A 17,006-nucleotide genomic window follows, 5' to 3' on the forward strand; every position below is an offset into this window, starting at 1 on the left:
GCGCCGGTCAGCGGGTAACCTCATCGCGATATGAGCAGCGAGAACCTCCCCCAGAGCCCTGAGCAGCAGCTCCGCAAGCCGCGTGTGGCGGTCGTCTTCGGCGGCCGGAGCTCCGAGCACGCCATCTCGGTGGTCACGGCCGGCGCCGTACTGCGGTCCATCGACCGTACGAAGTACGACGTGCTCCCGATCGGCATCACCACCGACGGACGCTGGGCGCTCACCGCCGACGAACCCGACCGCATGGCCATCGCCGACCGCCGGCTGCCGAGCGTCGAGGAACTGGCCGAGTCCACGGAGGGCGGCGTCGTCCTCTCCGTCGACCCCGGCAACCGCGAGGTCGTCTACAGCGAGCAGGGATCCGTGCCGAAGGCACTGGGCGAGGTCGACGTGGTCTTCCCGGTGCTGCACGGCCCGTACGGCGAGGACGGCACCCTCCAGGGGCTGTTGGAGCTCTCCGGCGTCCCGTATGTCGGCGCGGGCGTTCTGGCGTCCGCCGTCGGCCAGGACAAGGAGTACATGAAGCGGGTGTTCCTCTCGTACGGGCTGCCCGTCGGGCCGTACGAGGTGATCCGCCCGCGCGAGTGGCAGCAGGATCCTTCCGGCGCCCGGAAGAAGATCGTGGACTTCGCCGCCGAGCACGGCTGGCCGGTCTTCGTGAAGCCCGCACGCGCCGGGTCGTCCATGGGCATCACCAAGGTCGACGCCCTCGAAAGCCTGGAGGACGCGATCGAGGAGGCGCAGCGCCACGACCCGAAGATCCTGGTCGAGTCGCTGCTGCGGGGCCGGGAGATCGAGTGCGGGGTGCTGGAGTTCGAGGACGGGCCGCGCGCGAGCGTGCCCGCCGAGATCCCGCCCGTAACCTCGCACGAGTTCTACGACTTCGAGGCCAAGTACATCGACGCCGCCGCCGGCCTGGTGCCCGCGCCTCTTACGGAGGAGCAGACGGCGGAGGTCCAGCGCCTCGCCGTCGAGGCGTACGACGCCGTGTCCTGCGAGGGACTCGTCCGCGCGGACTTCTTCCTTACGGAGGACGGCGGGTTCGTCATCAACGAGATCAACACCATGCCGGGCTTCACGCCGATCTCGATGTACCCGCGGATGTGGCAGGAGAGCGGCGTCGGCTACGCGGAACTGGTCGACCGGCTGATCCAGGCGGCGCTGCGCCGTCCGACCGGACTGCGCTGAGGCTTCGGTCCGGCTCGGGCTCCGCGGGACCGTACGCCACGGGTGGGCCCCGGCGGCTAGAGGCTGGGCGGGACCGTGTCGGCGACCGGTGCCGCGAAGTCCGAGAGCGGACCGATGTCGTGCAGGTACTGCTCGCCGAGGGTGACCTCGACGTACGTCTTGCGGTACGTGGTGGTGAACCGGGGCCCCGAATCCCGCTCCTCCAGCATCCAGTTGACGCCGTCCACCTCCACCCCCTTCGCCTGGGGGTCGCTCATCCGCTCGGGCCGGGGGACGCCGCAGCGCAGTACGATCGCGGCGTCTCCCCACCCGGCGGTCAGCGCGGAATCCGGCTCCGGATCACTCCGGTCGTGCCCGTCGACGGTCTTCGGCAGTTCCTTGTCCAGTGCGCGGCAGAAAGCCGTCTCCTCCGCCGGGGGGCCGGGAACCGGGACGGATGCCGGGGCGTCCGTGGAGGAGCAGCCGACTGTCACGGCGAGCACGAGGACGGCGGGCAGGCGGGGGAACCGGGGGCCGGATAGCCTGCGCAGCGGAAGGGTCACCGGCCAAGCGTAGACGGGGGCTACAGGTGCACGACCGGGCAGGTCAGGGTGCGGGTGATCCCGTCCACTTGCTGGACTTTGGCGACCACCATGCGACCGAGGTCGTCCACGGTGTCGGACTGCGCACGCACGATCACGTCGTAGGGACCGGTGACGTCCTCGGCATGTATCACTCCAGGGATCTTCGCGATGGTCTCGGCGACGATCGTCGCCTTGCCCACCTCGGTCTGAATAAGGATGTACGCCTGTACCACGGAACCTCCAGGGCGGCCACGAGGATCTTGTGGGAAGAAGGGACGCCACGGTATCGCGTCACCCAGTGCCGCGGGGAGACCTGCGCGTACGGCGGCACCGGCGGCGTGACGCACGGAGCGGTGAAGTTGACGTACGGGTCGAACGGACCGAGAGCGATGGCGGTCCGCGACCGCGGGCACGCAGCCGACGCGGGGGGCCGGAACCCCGGCCGGACAAGCAGGCCGGCCGGATCTGCCGGCCGCACGACGAGAGGTGGGACTCGGTGAAGGGCACCGTGGGCGAGTTGGGGGAGTTCGGACTCATCAGGGAGCTCACTTCCCGGCTCACCACCACCCCGGCGGTCCGGCTCGGGCCGGGCGACGACGCCGCGGTGGTGGCCGCACCCGACCGCAGGGTCGTGGCGAGTACAGACATCCTCCTTGAAGGGCGGCACTTCCGCCGCGACTGGTCGACCGCGTACGACGTGGGAAGGAAGGCCGCCGCACAGAATCTCGCCGACATCGCGGCGATGGGGGCGGTCCCGACCGCGCTGCTGCTCGGCCTGGTCGTCCCGGCCGAACTCCCCGTCACCTGGCCCACCGAGCTGATGGACGGCATCCGCGACGAGTGCCAGGTCGCGGGCGCCGCGGTGGTCGGCGGCGACGTCGTACGGGGCGAGACGATCACCCTCGCGATCACCGCGCTCGGCGATCTGCGCAACCACGATCCGGTGACCAGGTCGGGCGCCCAGCCCGGCGATGTCGTCGCGTACACCGGATGGTTGGGCTGGTCGGCCGCCGGGCACGCGGTGCTGTCGCGCGGATTCAGGTCACCGCGTGCCTTCGTGGAGGCGCACCGGCGGCCCGAACCGCCGTACCACGCGGGGCCGGCGGCGGCGGGACTCGGTGCCACGGCGATGACGGACGTGAGCGACGGCCTCGTCGCCGACCTCGGGCACATCGCCGAGGCCAGCAAGGTCCGTATCGATCTGCGGTCGGGGCTCATCGACATCCCGTCGCAGATGAACGATATCGGGCAGGCGGTGGGCGTGGATCCGCTGCAATGGGTGCTGACCGGGGGAGAGGACCACGCGATCGTCGCGACGTTCCCTTCGGACGCCAAGCTGCCCGCCAGGTGGAAGGTGATCGGCGAGGTCCTCAACCCGTCGGCGCTGCCGCAGGTGACGGTCGACGGGGCGCCGTGGACGAGCAAGGGCGGCTGGGACCACTTCGGGGACTAGATCCTGTCCGGCGGACAGGGACTGGGGCGGGCCCACTAGATTCTGCGTATGCCGATATCCCCCGAGTCCGCCGTGTCCTCCGTACCCCCGGGGGCGGGCCGTGCGCCTGCCCGTGTTCTCACCGTCGCCGGTTCCGACTCCGGCGGCGGTGCGGGCATTCAGGCCGACCTCAAGACGATGCTGGCGTTCGGCGTGCACGGCATGAGCGTGCTCACGGCCGTCACGGCGCAGAACTCGCGCGGCGTGCAAGGCGCTTGGGAACTGCCCGTGGAGGCGGTACGGGCCCAGTACCGCAGCGTCGTGGACGACATCGGCGTGCAGGCGGTCAAGACCGGCATGCTCTCGTCGGCGGCGCTGGTGGAGACCGTCGCCGAACTCCTCGCCGACACCACCGCCCCCGTGGTCGTCGATCCGGTCGGGGTCTCCAAGCACGGGGACTCGCTGCTCGCGGCCTCGGCACTGGACTCCGTACGGAAGAGGCTGCTGCCGACGGCGACCGTCGCGACCCCCAACCTGGATGAGGTGGCGCAACTGACCGGCGTGGAGGTGCGGGACGAGAGCGAGATGCGGCGCGCGGCGGGCGCCGTGCTCGCCTTCGGGCCGCGCTGGGTGCTGATCAAGGGCGGGCATCTGGCGGGGGACGCCGTGGATCTGCTGACGGACGGCAGCGAGGAGCACTGGCTGCGCGCGCCGCGCCACGACAACCGGCACACGCACGGGACCGGCTGCACGCTCGCCTCGGCGATCGCGGCGGGGCTGGGGACGGGGCAGGGGGTCCTGGAGGCGGTCGTCGCCGCGAAGGAGTACGTGACGGGCGCGATCGCCGCCGGCTTCGCGCTGGGCGGTGGCATCGGCCCCGTGGACCACGCCTGGCGCTTCCGCTGACGGCAGGTTCCGCTCTCGTCCCGCGGGTCAACTGGCCGAACACGGTGCGGCAGTTGGGCACGGTGGGGCGGTCGGACACGACAAAAAGCCGGTCCACCGAGGTGGACCGGCTTTCAAGGCAACCGCAGGGGCTGCGCCACGACGAGAACGTCAGCGCGAGACCTTGCCGGCCTTGATGCACGATGTGCAGACGTTGAGCCGCTTCGGCGTCCGACCGACCACGGCACGCACGCGCTGGATGTTCGGGTTCCAGCGACGGGACGTACGGCGGTGCGAGTGCGAAATGTTGTTGCCGAAGCCCGGCCCCTTGCCGCAGACGTCGCAGTTGGCAGCCACGGGTCACTCCAAAGACTTCAGATGCACTTACGGTGAATTCCGGCGCGGCAGAATCTTTGACCGATATCGACTGCGCCGGGGGAGATGGCCCGACTCTCGCCGGGCAACCGGAGGAGCATACAACGCCCGTTCCGGTTGCACGAAACTACCATGTCCGGACCCACCCTCGTCCCGCCCCCCTTCCCACCTGCCACTACGGTGCGGGCGGACTACTCTGCGGTGCAGTCCGCAGCCCAGGCCGCCAAGGAGGACCCCCAGGTGCCGCACACCCTCGACGCCACAGCGGTGCGTACCTGGTGCTCGCTGGCGCTGGACGCCCTGGGCCGGGACCGCGAGGAGATCGACGCGATCAACGTCTATCCGGTCGCCGACGGGGACACCGGCACCAATCTCTATCTGACCGTGGAGTCCGCGGCGCAAGCCGTCGAGGCCGTCTTCGACGCGCACGCGACGGGGACGTCCGTGCCGGATCTGCCCGACACCGTACGAGCCATGGCGCACGGGGCGCTGATCGGCGCCCGGGGCAACTCCGGGACGATCCTGGCGCAGCTGCTGCGCGGCATGGCGGAGGTACTCGGCGAGGCCCGGGACAAGACCGCGGACGGGGGCGTGAGCGGCGCCGGCGGGGCGGTGGAAGGTGGCGGGGATCACCTGGCCAGGGCGCTGCGCAGGGCGGCGCAGCTGGCGCGCGAGGCCGTCGCGCATCCGGTCGAGGGCACGATCCTCACGGTGGCGTCCGCGGCGGCGGACGCCGCGGCGCGAGCGACGGACGACGGTGCGGGCGGTGCGGGCCACGACGGGGCGGCGTACTGCGGCGACGGGGCGGCCGTCCACGCCGCGTACGACGGGGCCCGCGTGGCGCTCGACGCCACCCCCGGACAGCTGGCCGTCCTTGGCCGCGCCGGTGTCGTCGACGCCGGCGGACGGGGCCTGCTCGCCGTCCTGGCCGCACTCGTTGAGGCCGTCACCGGCGACGCCCCGTCCCTCGTCGCACCGGGCACACGCCCGCACGAGCTGCCCGCCGTCGTGGACTCCCGCGCCGCCGACGACAGCCCCGTCGGCCCCGCCTTCGAGGTGATCTACCTCCTGGAGACGGACGAGGCGGGCGTCGCCCGGCTCCGCCGTCGCCTCGACGCGCTCGGCGACTCCCTGGTCGTCGTCGGCGGCGACGGGCTGTGGAACGTGCACGTCCATGTCGACGACGCGGGCGCCGCCGTGGAGGCCGGTGTCGAGGCGGGACGCCCGTACCGGATCCGCATCACGCACTTCGGCGCCGCCGCCGGCCACCGGCGGGAGCGGGCGCAGCGCGCCGTGGTGGCCGTGGTCCCGGGCGAGGGTCTGGCCGGACTGTGCGCCGAGGCCGGTGCCACGACGGTGCTCGCCCGTCCCGGGGAGCCACCCGCCAGCGGTGAGCTGGTCGATGCCATCCGGCGTGCCCACGCGCACGAGGTGGTCATCCTGCCGAACGACGCGGAACTGCGCCACACTGCCGCCGCTGCCGCCGAACAGGCCCGCGCCGAAGGCATCCGGGTCGCCCTCATCCCGACCAGGGCGGCCGTCCAGGGCATCGCCGCGCTCGCGGTGCACGAGCCCGACCGCCGCTTCGACGAGGACGTGGTGGCCATGACGTCGGCGGCCGGCGCCACCCGCTACGCCGAACTGGCCGTCGCCGAGCGGCAGTCCTGGACCACCGCGGGCATCTGCCAGGCCGGTGACCTGCTGGGGCTGATCGACGGCGACGTCGCGGTGATCGGCGCCGAACTCGCCTCCACCGCCGAGGCCGTCCTGAACCGGATGCTGTCGGCGGGCGGTGAACTGGTCACCCTCGTTCTCGGCGAGGACGTGCCGGACGCCCTCGCCGAGCGCCTGGAGCGCCACGTACGGGACGGACACCTCGCTGTCGACACGGTGGTCTACCGAGGCGGCCGCCAGTCGGTGCCGCTGCTGATCGGCGTCGAGTAGGCGCGGACCGGGACCGTACGCGCGTACGGCCCGCCGTGGCCACGGCTTGCACGGGGCGCGGTACCTGTGACGATGGTGGGTAAGCGGCTCATGACAGACGCGCGCACCGCCCGAGGTGAGAGGCCCACCGATGGACGACCTGACTCTGATCGCCCGCAACCAGCTCGACGACGCGCGCGCCAGCGCCCACGGCCGCAGCGCGCATCTCTTCCTGCACGACGGACCACTGCGGCAGACGGTCATCGCGCTCACCTCCGGCTCGGCCCTCGACGAGCACAACGCGCCCCCGGCGGCCAGCCTTCAAGTACTGCACGGCCGCGTACGGCTGACGAAGAAGTCCGGCGACCAGGACATGATCGCCGGACAGGTGGGCCCGATCCCGCACGAGCGCCACGGCCTGACGGCCCTGGAGGACTGCGCCGTCCTGCTCACCGCCGTCACCGAGGTACGGCGGACCAGCGGCTGAACCGGCCCGGACCTTCGCTTGCCGAACCCGCCGAACCCGCCGAACCCGCCGAACCGGCCTGAGCGGCCTGACCCGCCTCCGACCTGGGGTTGTCCACAGGTGCGCGACGGATGTCAGTGATGTGGTGTGCAATGGATCGTGTGTCCGCGCTGGATGAATCACTCAAGAAGACGCTCGGTGCCGCCACCGCGAAGGTGATGGCCGAGCAGCTCGACCTGCACACGGTCGGTGATCTGCTGCACCACTACCCGAGGCGGTACGAGGAGCGGGGCCAGCTCACCCGCCTCGCCGACCTCCCGCTGGACGAGGACGTCACGGTCGTCGCCCAGGTCGCCGACTCCCGCATCCTGAAGTTCAACGGCGGCCGGGGCCAGCGGCTGGAGATCACCCTCACCGACGGCAGCGGTCGACTCCAACTGGTCTTCTTCGGCCGGGGAATCCACAAGCCGCACAAGGACCTGCTGCCCGGCAGCCGGGGCATGTTCGCGGGCAAGGTCTCGATGTTCAACCGGAAGCTCCAGCTCGCCCATCCCACGTATGTGCCGCTCGGCAGGGACACCGGCGACGAGGCCGTGGACGACTTCGCGGGCAAGCTGATCCCGATCTACCCGGCCTGCAAGGGCCTGGAGTCCTGGAAGATCACCAAGGCGGTCGACGCGGTGCTGCCGAGGGCCACCGAGGCCGTCGACCCGCTGCCGCCCCCGCTCCGCGAAGGACGCGGTTTCGTCACGCTCCCCGAAGCGCTGTCGAAGATCCACCGGCCCGACAGCAAGACCGATGTCGCCGAGGCCAGGGACCGGCTCAAGTGGGACGAGGCGTTCGTGCTCCAGGTCGCCCTCGCCCGGCGCCGGCACGCGGACGCCGGTCTCCCCGCGGTGGCGCGGAAACCGGTGGCCGGGGGCCTGCTCGACGCCTTCGACGCCAAGCTGCCCTTCACCCTCACCGACGGCCAGTCGAAGGTCACCCGCGAGATCTTCGACGACCTGGCGACCGAGCACCCGATGCACCGCCTCCTTCAGGGCGAGGTCGGCTCCGGCAAGACGATGGTGGCGCTGCGCGCGATGCTCACGGTGGTGGACGCTGGCGGCCAGGCGGCGATGCTCGCCCCGACCGAGGTTCTCGCCCAGCAGCACCACCGTTCGATCACCGAGATGATGGGAGAGCTCGCCGAAGGAGGCATGCTCGGCGGCGCGGAGACGGCCACCAAGGTAGTGCTGCTCACCGGTTCCATGGGCGCCGCGGCGCGTCGGCACGCGCTGCTGGACCTGGCCACCGGCGAGGCGGGGATCGTGATCGGCACGCACGCGCTGATCGAGGACAAAGTGCAGTTCTACGACCTTGGTCTGGTCGTCGTGGACGAGCAGCACCGTTTCGGGGTCGAGCAGCGCGACGCGCTGCGCTCCAAGGGCAAGCAGCCGCCGCATCTGCTGGTCATGACGGCGACGCCCATTCCCCGTACGGTCGCGATGACCGTCTTCGGCGACCTGGAGACGTCCGTCCTGGACCAACTGCCCGCCGGGCGCTCCCCGATCGCCACGCACGTCGTCCCGGCCCAGGACAAGCCGCACTTCCTGGCGCGCGCCTGGGAGCGGGTGCGCGAGGAGGTCGGCAAGGGGCACCAGGCGTACGTCGTCTGCCCCCGGATCGGTGACGGCGAGGACGAGCCGAAGAAGAAGGCCGCGGCGAAGGCGGCCGAGGCGGACGGGGACAAGCGTCCGCCGCTGGCCGTGCTGGACATCGCGAAGCAGCTCACCGGCGGACCGCTGGCCGGCCTCCGTGTCGAGGTGCTGCACGGCCGCATGCAGCCCGACGACAAGGACGACGTGATGCGCCGCTTCACGGCGGGCGAGGTGGACGTCCTGGTCGCGACCACCGTCATCGAGGTCGGCGTCAATGTCCCCAACGCCACCGCGATGGTGATCATGGACGCGGACCGGTTCGGCGTCTCACAGCTGCACCAGTTGCGCGGCCGGGTGGGCCGAGGCTCAGCCCCGGGGCTCTGCCTGCTGGTCTCCGAGATGCCGGAGGCGAGCCCCGCGCGGGCCCGTCTCGGCGCGGTCGCCTCCACCCTCGACGGCTTCGAGCTCTCCCGTATCGACCTCGAACAGCGCCGCGAGGGCGATGTCCTCGGCCAGGCCCAGTCCGGCGTCCGCTCCTCGCTGCGGATGCTCACTGTCATCGAGGACGAGGAGGTCATCGCCGCGGCCAGGGAGGAGGCTGTCGCCGTGGTCGCCGAGGACCCTGAGCTCGACACCTTCCCGGAGCTGCGTACGGCGCTGGACGCACTGCTGGACACGGAGCGGGAGCAGTATCTCGACAAGGGCTGAGCGGGCCGTAGGGCCCCGCACAGCGCCCCGGGCGCCCCTGCCCGCGGCCCCGGTGCCGTCCCGGCGGGCCGCTCCCGGACCGACGCCATATCGTGGGTGGCGACGCACGCGCGGCCCCGCGGCCGCTCCGGCACCCCACGAACCGAGGACCCGACACCCATGACCCGCGTGATCGCCGGTGCCGCCGGCGGACGCCGTCTCGCCGTCCCTCCGGGCAACGGCACCCGCCCCACCTCCGACCGAGCGCGCGAAGGTCTCTTCTCCACCTGGGAGGCGCTGCTCGGCACCTTCGACGGCCTCCGTGTCGCCGATCTGTACGCCGGCTCCGGCGCCGTCGGCCTGGAAGCCCTCTCGCGCGGCGCCGCGCACACCCTCCTTGTGGAGGCGGACGTCCGGGCGGCCCGCACCGTCCGGGACAACGTCCGCGCGCTCGGACTGCCGGGCGCCGAGGTCCGTACGGGCAAAGCCGAGCAGATCGTGACAGGACCGGCCCCCGAGGCCCCGTACGACATCGTCTTCCTCGACCCGCCGTACGCCGTCACCGATGACGATCTTCGCGAGATCCTCCTCACACTCCGCTCACAGGGCTGGCTCAATGACGAAGCCGTCGCCACCGTGGAGCGCAGCACCAGAGGTGGGGAGTTCACCTGGCCGAAGGGGTTCGAACCGTTGCGGGCACGCCGCTACGGCGAAGGAACCCTTTGGTACGGTCGCGCCGCCGCACCCGAAGACGCCCGATGACCGGACCGGAGAGCGAGGGAATTCAGTTGCGCCGCGCCGTCTGTCCGGGGTCCTTCGACCCCATCACCAATGGTCACCTCGACATCATTGGCCGTGCCTCCAAGCTGTACGACGTCGTACACGTGGCCGTGATGATCAACCAGTCCAAGAAGGGACTGTTCAGCGTCGACGAACGGATCGATCTGATCCGCCAGGTCACCGCCGAGTTCGGCAACGTCGAGGTGGAGGCCTTCCACGGGCTCCTCGTCGACTTCTGCAAGCAGCGCGACATCCCCGCCATCGTCAAGGGTCTGCGCGCGGTCAGCGACTTCGACTACGAGTTGCAGATGGCCCAGATGAACAACGGCCTGTCCGGCGTCGAGACCCTCTTCGTGCCGACCAACCCCATCTACAGTTTCCTCTCCTCCTCGCTCGTCAAAGAGGTCGCGACCTGGGGCGGAGACGTGTCCCATCTGCTGCCTCCGCTCGTGCACGAGGCGCTGGCCGAGCGCCTGGGGAACGAGTGAGGGACGGGGCGCGGAACGGGGCGGCGGACCGGGTCCGGAACTGACGGCCCATCATCTGGTGTCGGGCGCGCGCCGAGTGGCCGTACAGTCGTTGCGTCCGTCTCCAACCCGGCTGTAGAGAGTGGCGAGCACACGGTGGACGTGCAGAAGAAGCTCGACGAGATCGTCGACGCGGTGGGGAACGCCCGTTCCATGCCCATGTCGGCCTCCTGCGTGGTCAACCGCGGCGAACTGCTCGCGCTGCTCGACGAGGTACGGGAGGCCCTGCCCGGCTCGCTCGCGCAGGCCCAGGAACTGCTCGGCGGCCATGAGCAGCTCTCCGAGCAGGCCCGCCAGGACGCGGAGCGCATCGTCCAGGCGGCGCACGCGGAGCGGTCCACGCTGATCTCCGAGACCGTGATCGCCCGCACCGCCCAGGAAGAGGCGGACCGCATCCTCGCCGATGCCCGCCGGGACGCGGAGGAGATCCGCGCCGAGGCCGACGACTACGTGGACTCCAAGCTCGCGAACTTCGAGGTCGTGCTCAACAAGACCATCGGCTCCGTGGACCGTGGCCGCGAGAAGCTGCTCGGCCGCGGCCCGGGGCTGGACGCGGAGGGGTACGCCGACGAGGACGCCCCGGAGTACAGCGCCGACCCCGACACCCTGATCCGCCGCGCGGACGACTACGTCGACGCCAAGCTCGGCGCCTTCGAGGCCGTGCTCTCCAAGACCCTCGACGCGGTCGGCCGGGGCCGGCAGAAGCTGCACGGCCGGGTCGCCAGCGACGACCTGGGCCTGCACATGGCGGAGCAGGACGCGGCGGGGCGCCAGGGGCACACCAGCGACGCGGACTATCTGTCCGGTCTCGCCGAGGTGCCGGGGCAGTCGCTCCAGAGGGCCGGAGCGCCCGCGCACCAGCCGATGGAGCCGGGGCCCTCGCACCAGATCCCGGAGCAGCCGGTCCAGATCCCGGTTCCGGCGCAGGCGCAGGCCGCACAGCAGTACGCCGACCCCGCCGCCGCCCCGCAGCAGTACGCGGACCCGGCCTACGGCGGCTACCAGCAGCAGGACGCGTACGCCTACCAGCAGCAGGACCCGTACGCGTACCAGCAGGCCCAGCAGCCGGTCTACGACCCCGCGGGCTACGACCCGAACTACAGCCAGGGCTACGGGCAGAACTACGACCAGGCGGCGCAGGGCTGGCAGCAGCACCCCGACGCCCAGGCGCAGCAGCAGCCCCAGCAGCAGGCCCAGCACCAGCCGCAGGCCCAGCCCCAGCAGCAGGCCCAGCACCAGCCGCAGGACCCCCAGGGCGCCCTCGACGAGACCAGCCTGTTCGACACGAGCATGATCGACATGGAGCAGCTGCGCCGGTACGAGCAGGGCCGCTGAGACCGCGCGGTGCCCCGTACGCCCCCGGGGTCCGCGTACGACCGGATTGGGCCTACGGCGGCCCGTCAAGTATCCTGGCTCTTCGGTCGCGTGATGTCCGCGATCCGGCCGCCCCCTCGTCAAGCGACCTGGCGGCCCACCCCACGACTCGAAAGCAGGAACAGCCCTGAACGCCCGCCTCGACCACCGCAACCCCCTCGTGTTCGACACACACGAGCTGGGTCGGCGTCCCGGCGCGCTCAAGCGGCTGACCCGCTCCGCGGCGGCGCCCAAGGACTTCGGCATCGACGGCGTCATCGGAGTGCCGGAAGGCGCGCCGGTCGAGCTCAGGATGCGACTGGAGTCGGTCATGGAGGGGGTGCTCGTCACGGGCACCGCCCGTGCGACGGCCGAGGGGGAGTGCGTAAGGTGTCTGGAGCCGGTGCGCCAGGATGTGGCAGCGGACTTCCAGGAGATGTTCTCGTACCCTGACGCCGACGACCGGGGCCGCAGCAAGCAGGCGGAACCGGCCGACGACGCCGAGGACGACGAGGACAGGTTCTTCATCGAGGACGGACTGCTCGACCTCGAACCTGTGCTGCGTGATGCGGTGGTGCTCGCACTGCCGATGCAGCCGGTGTGCCGGGAGACCTGTGCCGGCCTGTGCTCCGAATGCGGAATCAGGCTGGACGAGAACCCGGACCACCACCACGACGCCGTCGACATCCGGTGGGCGTCACTGCAAGGACTCGCCGAAACCATCAAGGACGGCGGGAAGGACAACATGGACGGCGCCGACCCGGGCGCCGACGAGAAGCAGGAGAAGTAGCCGTGGCTGTTCCGAAGCGGAAGATGTCGCGCAGCAACACGCGCCACCGCCGGTCGCAGTGGAAGGCTGCGGTCCCCACCCTGGTTTCGTGTGAGCGTTGCCAGGAGCCGAAGCTCCAGCACATCGCGTGCCCGAGTTGCGGCACCTATAACAAGCGCCAGGTCCTCGAGGTCTGAGCGGCTGGTGAGAGGCTCGATGTCTGAACTGTCCAGTGCCAAAAAGGCAGACAACGTCAGCACGGCCTCGTCCCACACGCTTCTGGAAGGGCGGCTCGGCTATCAGCTGGAGTCCGCCCTTCTGGTACGTGCGCTGACCCATCGCTCGTTCGCGTACGAGAACGGCGGTCTGCCCACCAACGAACGGCTCGAATTCCTCGGGGATTCGGTGCTCGGACTGGTGGTCACCGACACGCTGTACCGCATCCACCCCGACCTGCCCGAAGGCCAACTGGCCAAGTTGCGGGCCGCGGTGGTCAATTCGCGTGCGCTGGCGCAAGTGGGGCGCGGCCTCGAACTCGGCTCCTTCATCCGGCTCGGCCGTGGTGAAGAGGGCACGGGAGGCAGGGACAAGGCGTCCATCCTCGCCGACACCCTTGAAGCGGTGATCGGCGCGGTCTATCTCGATCAGGGCCTCGACGCGGCGTCCGAGCTGGTGCACCGGCTCTTCGACCCGCTCATCGAGAAGTCCTCGAACCTCGGTGCCGGTCTGGACTGGAAGACCAGTCTGCAGGAACTGACCGCGGCGGAGAGTCTCGGCGTACCCGAGTATCTCGTCACGGAGACCGGCCCGGACCACGAGAAGACCTTCACCGCTGCCGCCCGCGTCGGTGGTGTCTCGTACGGCACCGGCACCGGCCGCAGCAAGAAGGAAGCGGAACAGCAGGCCGCGGAGACCGCGTGGCGGTCCATCCGGGCCGACGCGGACGAACGGGCGGCGGCGAAGGTGGCCGTCGAGACTGCGGCGGAGGCAGATGTCGACGTCGTTTCTGAAGAGGCCGCCGACACCTCTTCGGCGACGGCTTCGGAGTCCGCGGACGCGGCCAAACCCTGATCCTGGGCCGAGCTGTTACGTTCCCTTCCCGGTGCGCCCCTTGTGTCGATACGGCACGAGGGGCGCAGCTCGTGCCCGCCCCGTCTTTCCGTCCGCGTCTTTGCCGGCGTTCCCAACTCCCGCCCCGTGTTCGGCCAGTTGATCCCGGAGCCGCCGGACTCACCGCCCCCACCGTCCCCCTGAAGGAGCATCGTGCCCGAGCTGCCCGAGGTCGAAGTCGTACGGCGCGGACTCGAACGCTGGGTCGCGGGAAGGACGGTGGCCGACACACAGGCGCTGCACCCCCGCGCCGTACGGCGCCACGTGGCCGGCGGTGAGGACTTCGCCGCCCGCCTCAAGGGGCACCGTCTCGGTGTCGCCCGCCGCCGTGGCAAGTACCTCTGGCTACCGCTCGCCGACACGGACTCCTCGATCCTGGGGCACCTCGGTATGAGCGGTCAGCTCCTCGTCCAGCCGGAGTCCGCACCGGACGAGAAGCACCTGCGGATCCGGATCCGCTTCGAGGACGACCTCGGCACCGAGCTCCGCTTCGTCGACCAGCGCACCTTCGGCGGACTCTCGTTGCACGACAACACCCCCGACGGCCTGCCCGACGTCATCGCCCACATCGCACGCGATCCCCTCGACCCGGAGTTCGACGGCGCCGCCTTCTACGCCGCGCTGCGGCTGCGCCGTACGACGATCAAGCGCGCGCTGCTCGACCAGTCCCTCATCAGCGGCGTCGGCAACATCTACGCGGACGAGGCGCTGTGGCGCGCCAAGCTCCACTACGACCGGCCGACGGCCTCGCTGCCCCGTCCCCGCGCGGTCGAACTGCTCGGCCATGTACGGGACGTGCTGATCGCCGCGCTCGCGGACGGTGGCACCAGCTTCGACAGCCTCTACGTCAACGTGAACGGGGAGTCGGGCTACTTCGACCGGTCGCTGGACGTGTACGGCCGCGAGGGCGAACCGTGCCGCCGCTGCGGCACCCTGATCCGCCGCCGCCCCTGGATGAACCGGTCGAGCTACTTCTGCCCCCGCTGCCAACGTCCGCCCCGCACCCGCCCGCCCCGCCTCGCGCCGTAACGCCGCCCCGAGGGACCGTCCCCGTACAGGCGCGCGGTCCGGTGACATGGCTGAGGCCCGCGACGTCGTACTGTCGCGGGCCTCAGCCATTCGTGCGCGTGCACGGGGGGCGCGGATGCGGCCGCCGGTGGCTCAGAAGCCGAAGTCCTGTGTCCACCACGGGCCGCCGTCGGCGAAGTGCGCGCCGATGCCGATGGTCTTGTAGTCGCAGTTCAGGATGTTCTCGCGGTGGCCCTCACTGGCCATCCAGGACGCCATCACCGCCTGGGCGTCGGCTTGGCCCCGGGCGATGTTCTCGCCGCCCAGGTTCGTTATGCCGGCCTGGTCGGCGCGGTCCCAGGGCGTGTCGCCATCGGGGTCGGTGTGGTCGAAGAAGCCGCGTTTCGCCATGTCCTTGCTGAACGCATCGGCGAGACGGTTCAGGGCGTTGTCGGCGCGCAGCGGCTGACAGCCGACCTTCGCCCGCTCCTCGTTGACCAGCGCGAGGACCTCCGCCTCGGCGCTGGACGGGGCGGAGGTGGTGGACGGCCGAGGCTTCTGCGGCGGCGTGGTGACCTGGTCCTTGGTCTTCTCCGGGGCCGGCGCGCTGCTGGACGGCTTGGTGCTCGCCTTCTCGCTCCGGCTCCGTGTGGGATCGCTCTCGGGCGTCTGCGACGTCTTCGCGGGCTCCGACGGGCTCGCGGAGGCGGGCGGCTTGTCCGGCGTCGTCGAGGCGGACTTCGACGGCTCCTTCGCCCCGTCGTCGCCGGTGCTCGGCGACGTGGAGGCCCCGTCGGTCGGCTCGGCGGTCGAGCCGCCCTGCTGCTGGAGCTCGGGCGCGCCCGCGGTGCGGACCTGCTCGCCCGGGAGACCGCCACCGCCGACGGTGTACTGCTCCCCGCCGGGCAGCAGCCCGGATGCCACGGCTACGGCGCCCATGGCCATCGCGGCGGAGGCACCGAGCAGTCCGGTGCGTACGGGGGCACCGATTCCCCTCTTCCGGCCTCGGCCCGTGCCCCGGTGCCGACCCGCGGCACCGGCCGCGTGGTCCTCAGCGGCGGGTGCGCCGGCCGAGCGACTATGGCGTCCCATCTGCTGCGCCTTCCTCGATGTACTCAGGTGCGCGTGATTGCTCCCGCACCGCTCGTAACGACAATGCGTTTCACCCATTCGGGTGACCCTCATTGCGACGGGACTGTACGCCAAGCGGGGTGGGTGCGAAGTGCTCACCGAGGTATTCGCCCATTAGCTTGCACGCATGAACGAAGATGTACGGATCACCGTTTGGGTGCGCGGTCGAGTGCAGGGAGTTGGCTTCCGCTGGTTCACCAGGGCAAACGCTCTGGAGATCGGGGACCTGAGGGGCTTCGCCCTGAATCTGGACGACGGCAGGGTGCAGATCGTCGCCGAGGGCTCGCGTGATAATTGCCACCGTTTGCTGGAGTGGCTGCGTTCCGACGACACGCCCGGCCGTGTTGACGGAGTCACTGAGATTTGGGGCACACCGCGCGGCGGATACGACACCTTCGCCATCCGGTGATCATGACCGGCGGCGCGACGCCCCGAGAGCGCGCGAACGCTCTCGATCATTCCCCGTCGATCTTGAACGGGGCGAGGTACGTCGGGATACCGCTCGCCGAGGAGGGGTCCGGCCTGCCCGTATGCCTCCGGCACATGCTTTCGGCAGGAATTCACTGATGGTTGCCAAGAAGCGGGGTCCCGTGCCAAGCTGCCGCGTTAACAATGATCTCCACGCCTTCCGGGGCCGCAGGAGAGGCGGCGTCGCACCGTGTGCGGACGCTCGCCCCTGGGCCGTCCGGCGATGACGGGCTGTGATCGTGTTGACCGTCAAACTTTTTGGTGAGACTCTGGAAGCCCCGCGCACCTTGGCTGTTTGGCAGTGAGAAACACAGTGCGGAAGAACCTCTGCCAGCAGCGCGGGTGCGGAAATCCCTCACGACCCACACCGCTTCGGTCGGTCACTCAGTGTGGAGGCCCATCCATCATGGCAAAGGCGCTTCTCGGTTACGTCGGCGGTTCTGACCCGCGACTCCTCGCCGAGATGCGACGGCTTCAGCAGCGCGTCCAGGACCTCGAATCCGAGCTCGTACGGATCCAGTCCGAGAATGACGCGCTGAGCGCTGCCGCCGCACAGCACCATGGCGATTCGCCGTTCGACGGCATCGACATCGATGTACCCCAGGCGGAGCCGGCGCTCACCTGACAGCAGCCCCCGTCGGGGTCAGGTGAGAAACCCTCTCGCAAGAACATGCAAGGGACGCTTCGGCGTCCCTTCTTTC

19 protein-coding genes are annotated in these 17,006 nt (G+C 70.6%); 15 read left to right on the forward strand and 4 right to left on the reverse strand.

The annotated features are described in order from the left end of the window. Positions 1–30: 30 nt before the first annotated feature. Positions 31–1,188: a D-alanine--D-alanine ligase family protein gene (locus tag ACIBBB_RS21590; RefSeq protein ID WP_398984289.1), complete on the forward strand. Its 1,158-nt coding sequence runs from the start codon at positions 31–33 to the stop codon at positions 1,186–1,188. A 56-nt stretch (positions 1,189–1,244) separates the two neighbouring features. Here ACIBBB_RS21590 and ACIBBB_RS21595 read toward each other — a convergent pair whose 3' ends face one another. Beyond that, a complete protein-coding gene (locus ACIBBB_RS21595) occupies positions 1,245–1,730 on the reverse strand; it encodes a DUF3515 domain-containing protein (RefSeq protein WP_398984292.1) in 486 nt (161 codons plus the stop codon). Positions 1,731–1,750: 20 nt separating this feature from the next. Beyond that, positions 1,751–1,984, reverse strand: a complete 234-nt coding sequence (locus ACIBBB_RS21600) for an Lrp/AsnC family transcriptional regulator (protein ID WP_398984295.1) — start codon at positions 1,982–1,984, stop codon at positions 1,751–1,753. Positions 1,985–2,247: 263 nt separating this feature from the next. On the opposite strand from ACIBBB_RS21600, the gene ACIBBB_RS21605 reads away from it, so the two are divergent. Next, positions 2,248–3,204, forward strand: coding sequence for a thiamine-phosphate kinase (locus ACIBBB_RS21605; protein WP_398984297.1), 957 nt, complete (start codon positions 2,248–2,250; stop codon positions 3,202–3,204). A 48-nt stretch (positions 3,205–3,252) separates the two neighbouring features. Beyond that, the gene (gene thiD / locus ACIBBB_RS21610; protein WP_398984299.1) at positions 3,253–4,089 is read left to right on the forward strand and encodes a bifunctional hydroxymethylpyrimidine kinase/phosphomethylpyrimidine kinase; all 837 of its coding nucleotides are present in this window, start codon (positions 3,253–3,255) and stop codon (positions 4,087–4,089) included. Positions 4,090–4,239: 150 nt separating this feature from the next. Here the strand turns inward: thiD and rpmB are convergent, their stop codons facing one another. After that, a complete protein-coding gene (gene rpmB / locus ACIBBB_RS21615; RefSeq protein WP_003957616.1) occupies positions 4,240–4,425 on the reverse strand; it encodes a 50S ribosomal protein L28 in 186 nt (61 codons plus the stop codon). Positions 4,426–4,644: 219 nt separating this feature from the next. Here rpmB and ACIBBB_RS21620 point away from each other — a divergent pair, with 219 nt between their 5' ends. From ACIBBB_RS21620 to mutM, 10 genes are all read left to right on the forward strand, one after another. Further along, a complete protein-coding gene (locus ACIBBB_RS21620; protein ID WP_398984301.1) occupies positions 4,645–6,387 on the forward strand; it encodes a DAK2 domain-containing protein in 1,743 nt (580 codons plus the stop codon). 130 nt (positions 6,388–6,517) lie between these two features. After that, entirely contained in the window at positions 6,518–6,853 is a 336-nt protein-coding gene (locus ACIBBB_RS21625) for a cupin (RefSeq protein ID WP_398984303.1), read from the forward strand. Positions 6,854–6,984: 131 nt separating this feature from the next. After that, on the forward strand, positions 6,985–9,180 hold the full coding sequence (recG, locus tag ACIBBB_RS21630; RefSeq protein ID WP_398984305.1) for an ATP-dependent DNA helicase RecG: 2,196 nt from the start codon (positions 6,985–6,987) through the stop codon (positions 9,178–9,180). 159 nt (positions 9,181–9,339) lie between these two features. Continuing rightward, entirely contained in the window at positions 9,340–9,921 is a 582-nt protein-coding gene (gene rsmD, locus ACIBBB_RS21635) for a 16S rRNA (guanine(966)-N(2))-methyltransferase RsmD (protein ID WP_398984307.1), read from the forward strand. A 26-nt stretch (positions 9,922–9,947) separates the two neighbouring features. Beyond that, entirely contained in the window at positions 9,948–10,427 is a 480-nt protein-coding gene (gene coaD / locus ACIBBB_RS21640; protein WP_398984458.1) for a pantetheine-phosphate adenylyltransferase, read from the forward strand. A gap of 135 nt (positions 10,428–10,562) precedes the next feature. Then, on the forward strand, positions 10,563–11,801 hold the full coding sequence (locus ACIBBB_RS21645) for a cell division initiation protein (RefSeq protein WP_398984309.1): 1,239 nt from the start codon (positions 10,563–10,565) through the stop codon (positions 11,799–11,801). 199 nt (positions 11,802–12,000) lie between these two features. Next, entirely contained in the window at positions 12,001–12,609 is a 609-nt protein-coding gene (locus tag ACIBBB_RS21650) for a YceD family protein (protein ID WP_398984311.1), read from the forward strand. A gap of 2 nt (positions 12,610–12,611) precedes the next feature. Then, positions 12,612–12,785, forward strand: a complete 174-nt coding sequence (rpmF, locus tag ACIBBB_RS21655) for a 50S ribosomal protein L32 (RefSeq protein ID WP_003965982.1) — start codon at positions 12,612–12,614, stop codon at positions 12,783–12,785. A gap of 19 nt (positions 12,786–12,804) precedes the next feature. Further along, on the forward strand, positions 12,805–13,659 hold the full coding sequence (gene rnc / locus ACIBBB_RS21660) for a ribonuclease III (RefSeq protein WP_398984313.1): 855 nt from the start codon (positions 12,805–12,807) through the stop codon (positions 13,657–13,659). 192 nt (positions 13,660–13,851) lie between these two features. Continuing rightward, positions 13,852–14,727, forward strand: coding sequence for a bifunctional DNA-formamidopyrimidine glycosylase/DNA-(apurinic or apyrimidinic site) lyase (gene mutM / locus ACIBBB_RS21665; protein ID WP_398984315.1), 876 nt, complete (start codon positions 13,852–13,854; stop codon positions 14,725–14,727). Positions 14,728–14,859: 132 nt separating this feature from the next. Here the strand turns inward: mutM and ACIBBB_RS21670 are convergent, their stop codons facing one another. Continuing rightward, positions 14,860–15,798, reverse strand: coding sequence for a CAP domain-containing protein (locus tag ACIBBB_RS21670; protein ID WP_398984317.1), 939 nt, complete (start codon positions 15,796–15,798; stop codon positions 14,860–14,862). Positions 15,799–15,964: 166 nt separating this feature from the next. Here ACIBBB_RS21670 and ACIBBB_RS21675 point away from each other — a divergent pair, with 166 nt between their 5' ends. Both ACIBBB_RS21675 and ACIBBB_RS21680 read left to right on the forward strand, forming a co-directional pair. Next, entirely contained in the window at positions 15,965–16,246 is a 282-nt protein-coding gene (locus tag ACIBBB_RS21675; RefSeq protein WP_398984319.1) for an acylphosphatase, read from the forward strand. Positions 16,247–16,711: 465 nt separating this feature from the next. Next, positions 16,712–16,930: a hypothetical protein gene (locus ACIBBB_RS21680; RefSeq protein ID WP_189105231.1), complete on the forward strand. Its 219-nt coding sequence runs from the start codon at positions 16,712–16,714 to the stop codon at positions 16,928–16,930. Positions 16,931–17,006: the final 76 nt, after the last annotated feature.

Origin of the sequence: Streptomyces sp. NPDC051217, from assembly GCF_044455465.1 — a bacterium.
Taxonomy (GTDB): Bacteria; Actinomycetota; Actinomycetes; order Streptomycetales; family Streptomycetaceae; genus Streptomyces.

Bases quoted from the DNA above. Each gene is read 5' to 3' on its own strand.
- ACIBBB_RS21590 (WP_398984289.1), top strand. From the start codon at position 31: ATGAGCAGCGAGAACCTCCCCCAGAGCCCTGAGCAGCAGCTCCGCAAG.
- recG (WP_398984305.1), top strand. From the start codon at position 6,985: ATGGATCGTGTGTCCGCGCTGGATGAATCACTCAAGAAGACGCTCGGT.
- rnc (WP_398984313.1), top strand. From the start codon at position 12,805: ATGTCTGAACTGTCCAGTGCCAAAAAGGCAGACAACGTCAGCACGGCC.
- ACIBBB_RS21675 (WP_398984319.1), top strand. From the start codon at position 15,965: ATGAACGAAGATGTACGGATCACCGTTTGGGTGCGCGGTCGAGTGCAG.
- ACIBBB_RS21680 (WP_189105231.1), top strand. From the start codon at position 16,712: ATGGCAAAGGCGCTTCTCGGTTACGTCGGCGGTTCTGACCCGCGACTC.
- ACIBBB_RS21670 (WP_398984317.1), bottom strand. From the start codon at position 15,798: ATGGGACGCCATAGTCGCTCGGCCGGCGCACCCGCCGCTGAGGACCAC.
- rsmD (WP_398984307.1), top strand. From the start codon at position 9,340: ATGACCCGCGTGATCGCCGGTGCCGCCGGCGGACGCCGTCTCGCCGTC.
- thiD (WP_398984299.1), top strand. From the start codon at position 3,253: ATGCCGATATCCCCCGAGTCCGCCGTGTCCTCCGTACCCCCGGGGGCG.
- ACIBBB_RS21625 (WP_398984303.1), top strand. From the start codon at position 6,518: ATGGACGACCTGACTCTGATCGCCCGCAACCAGCTCGACGACGCGCGC.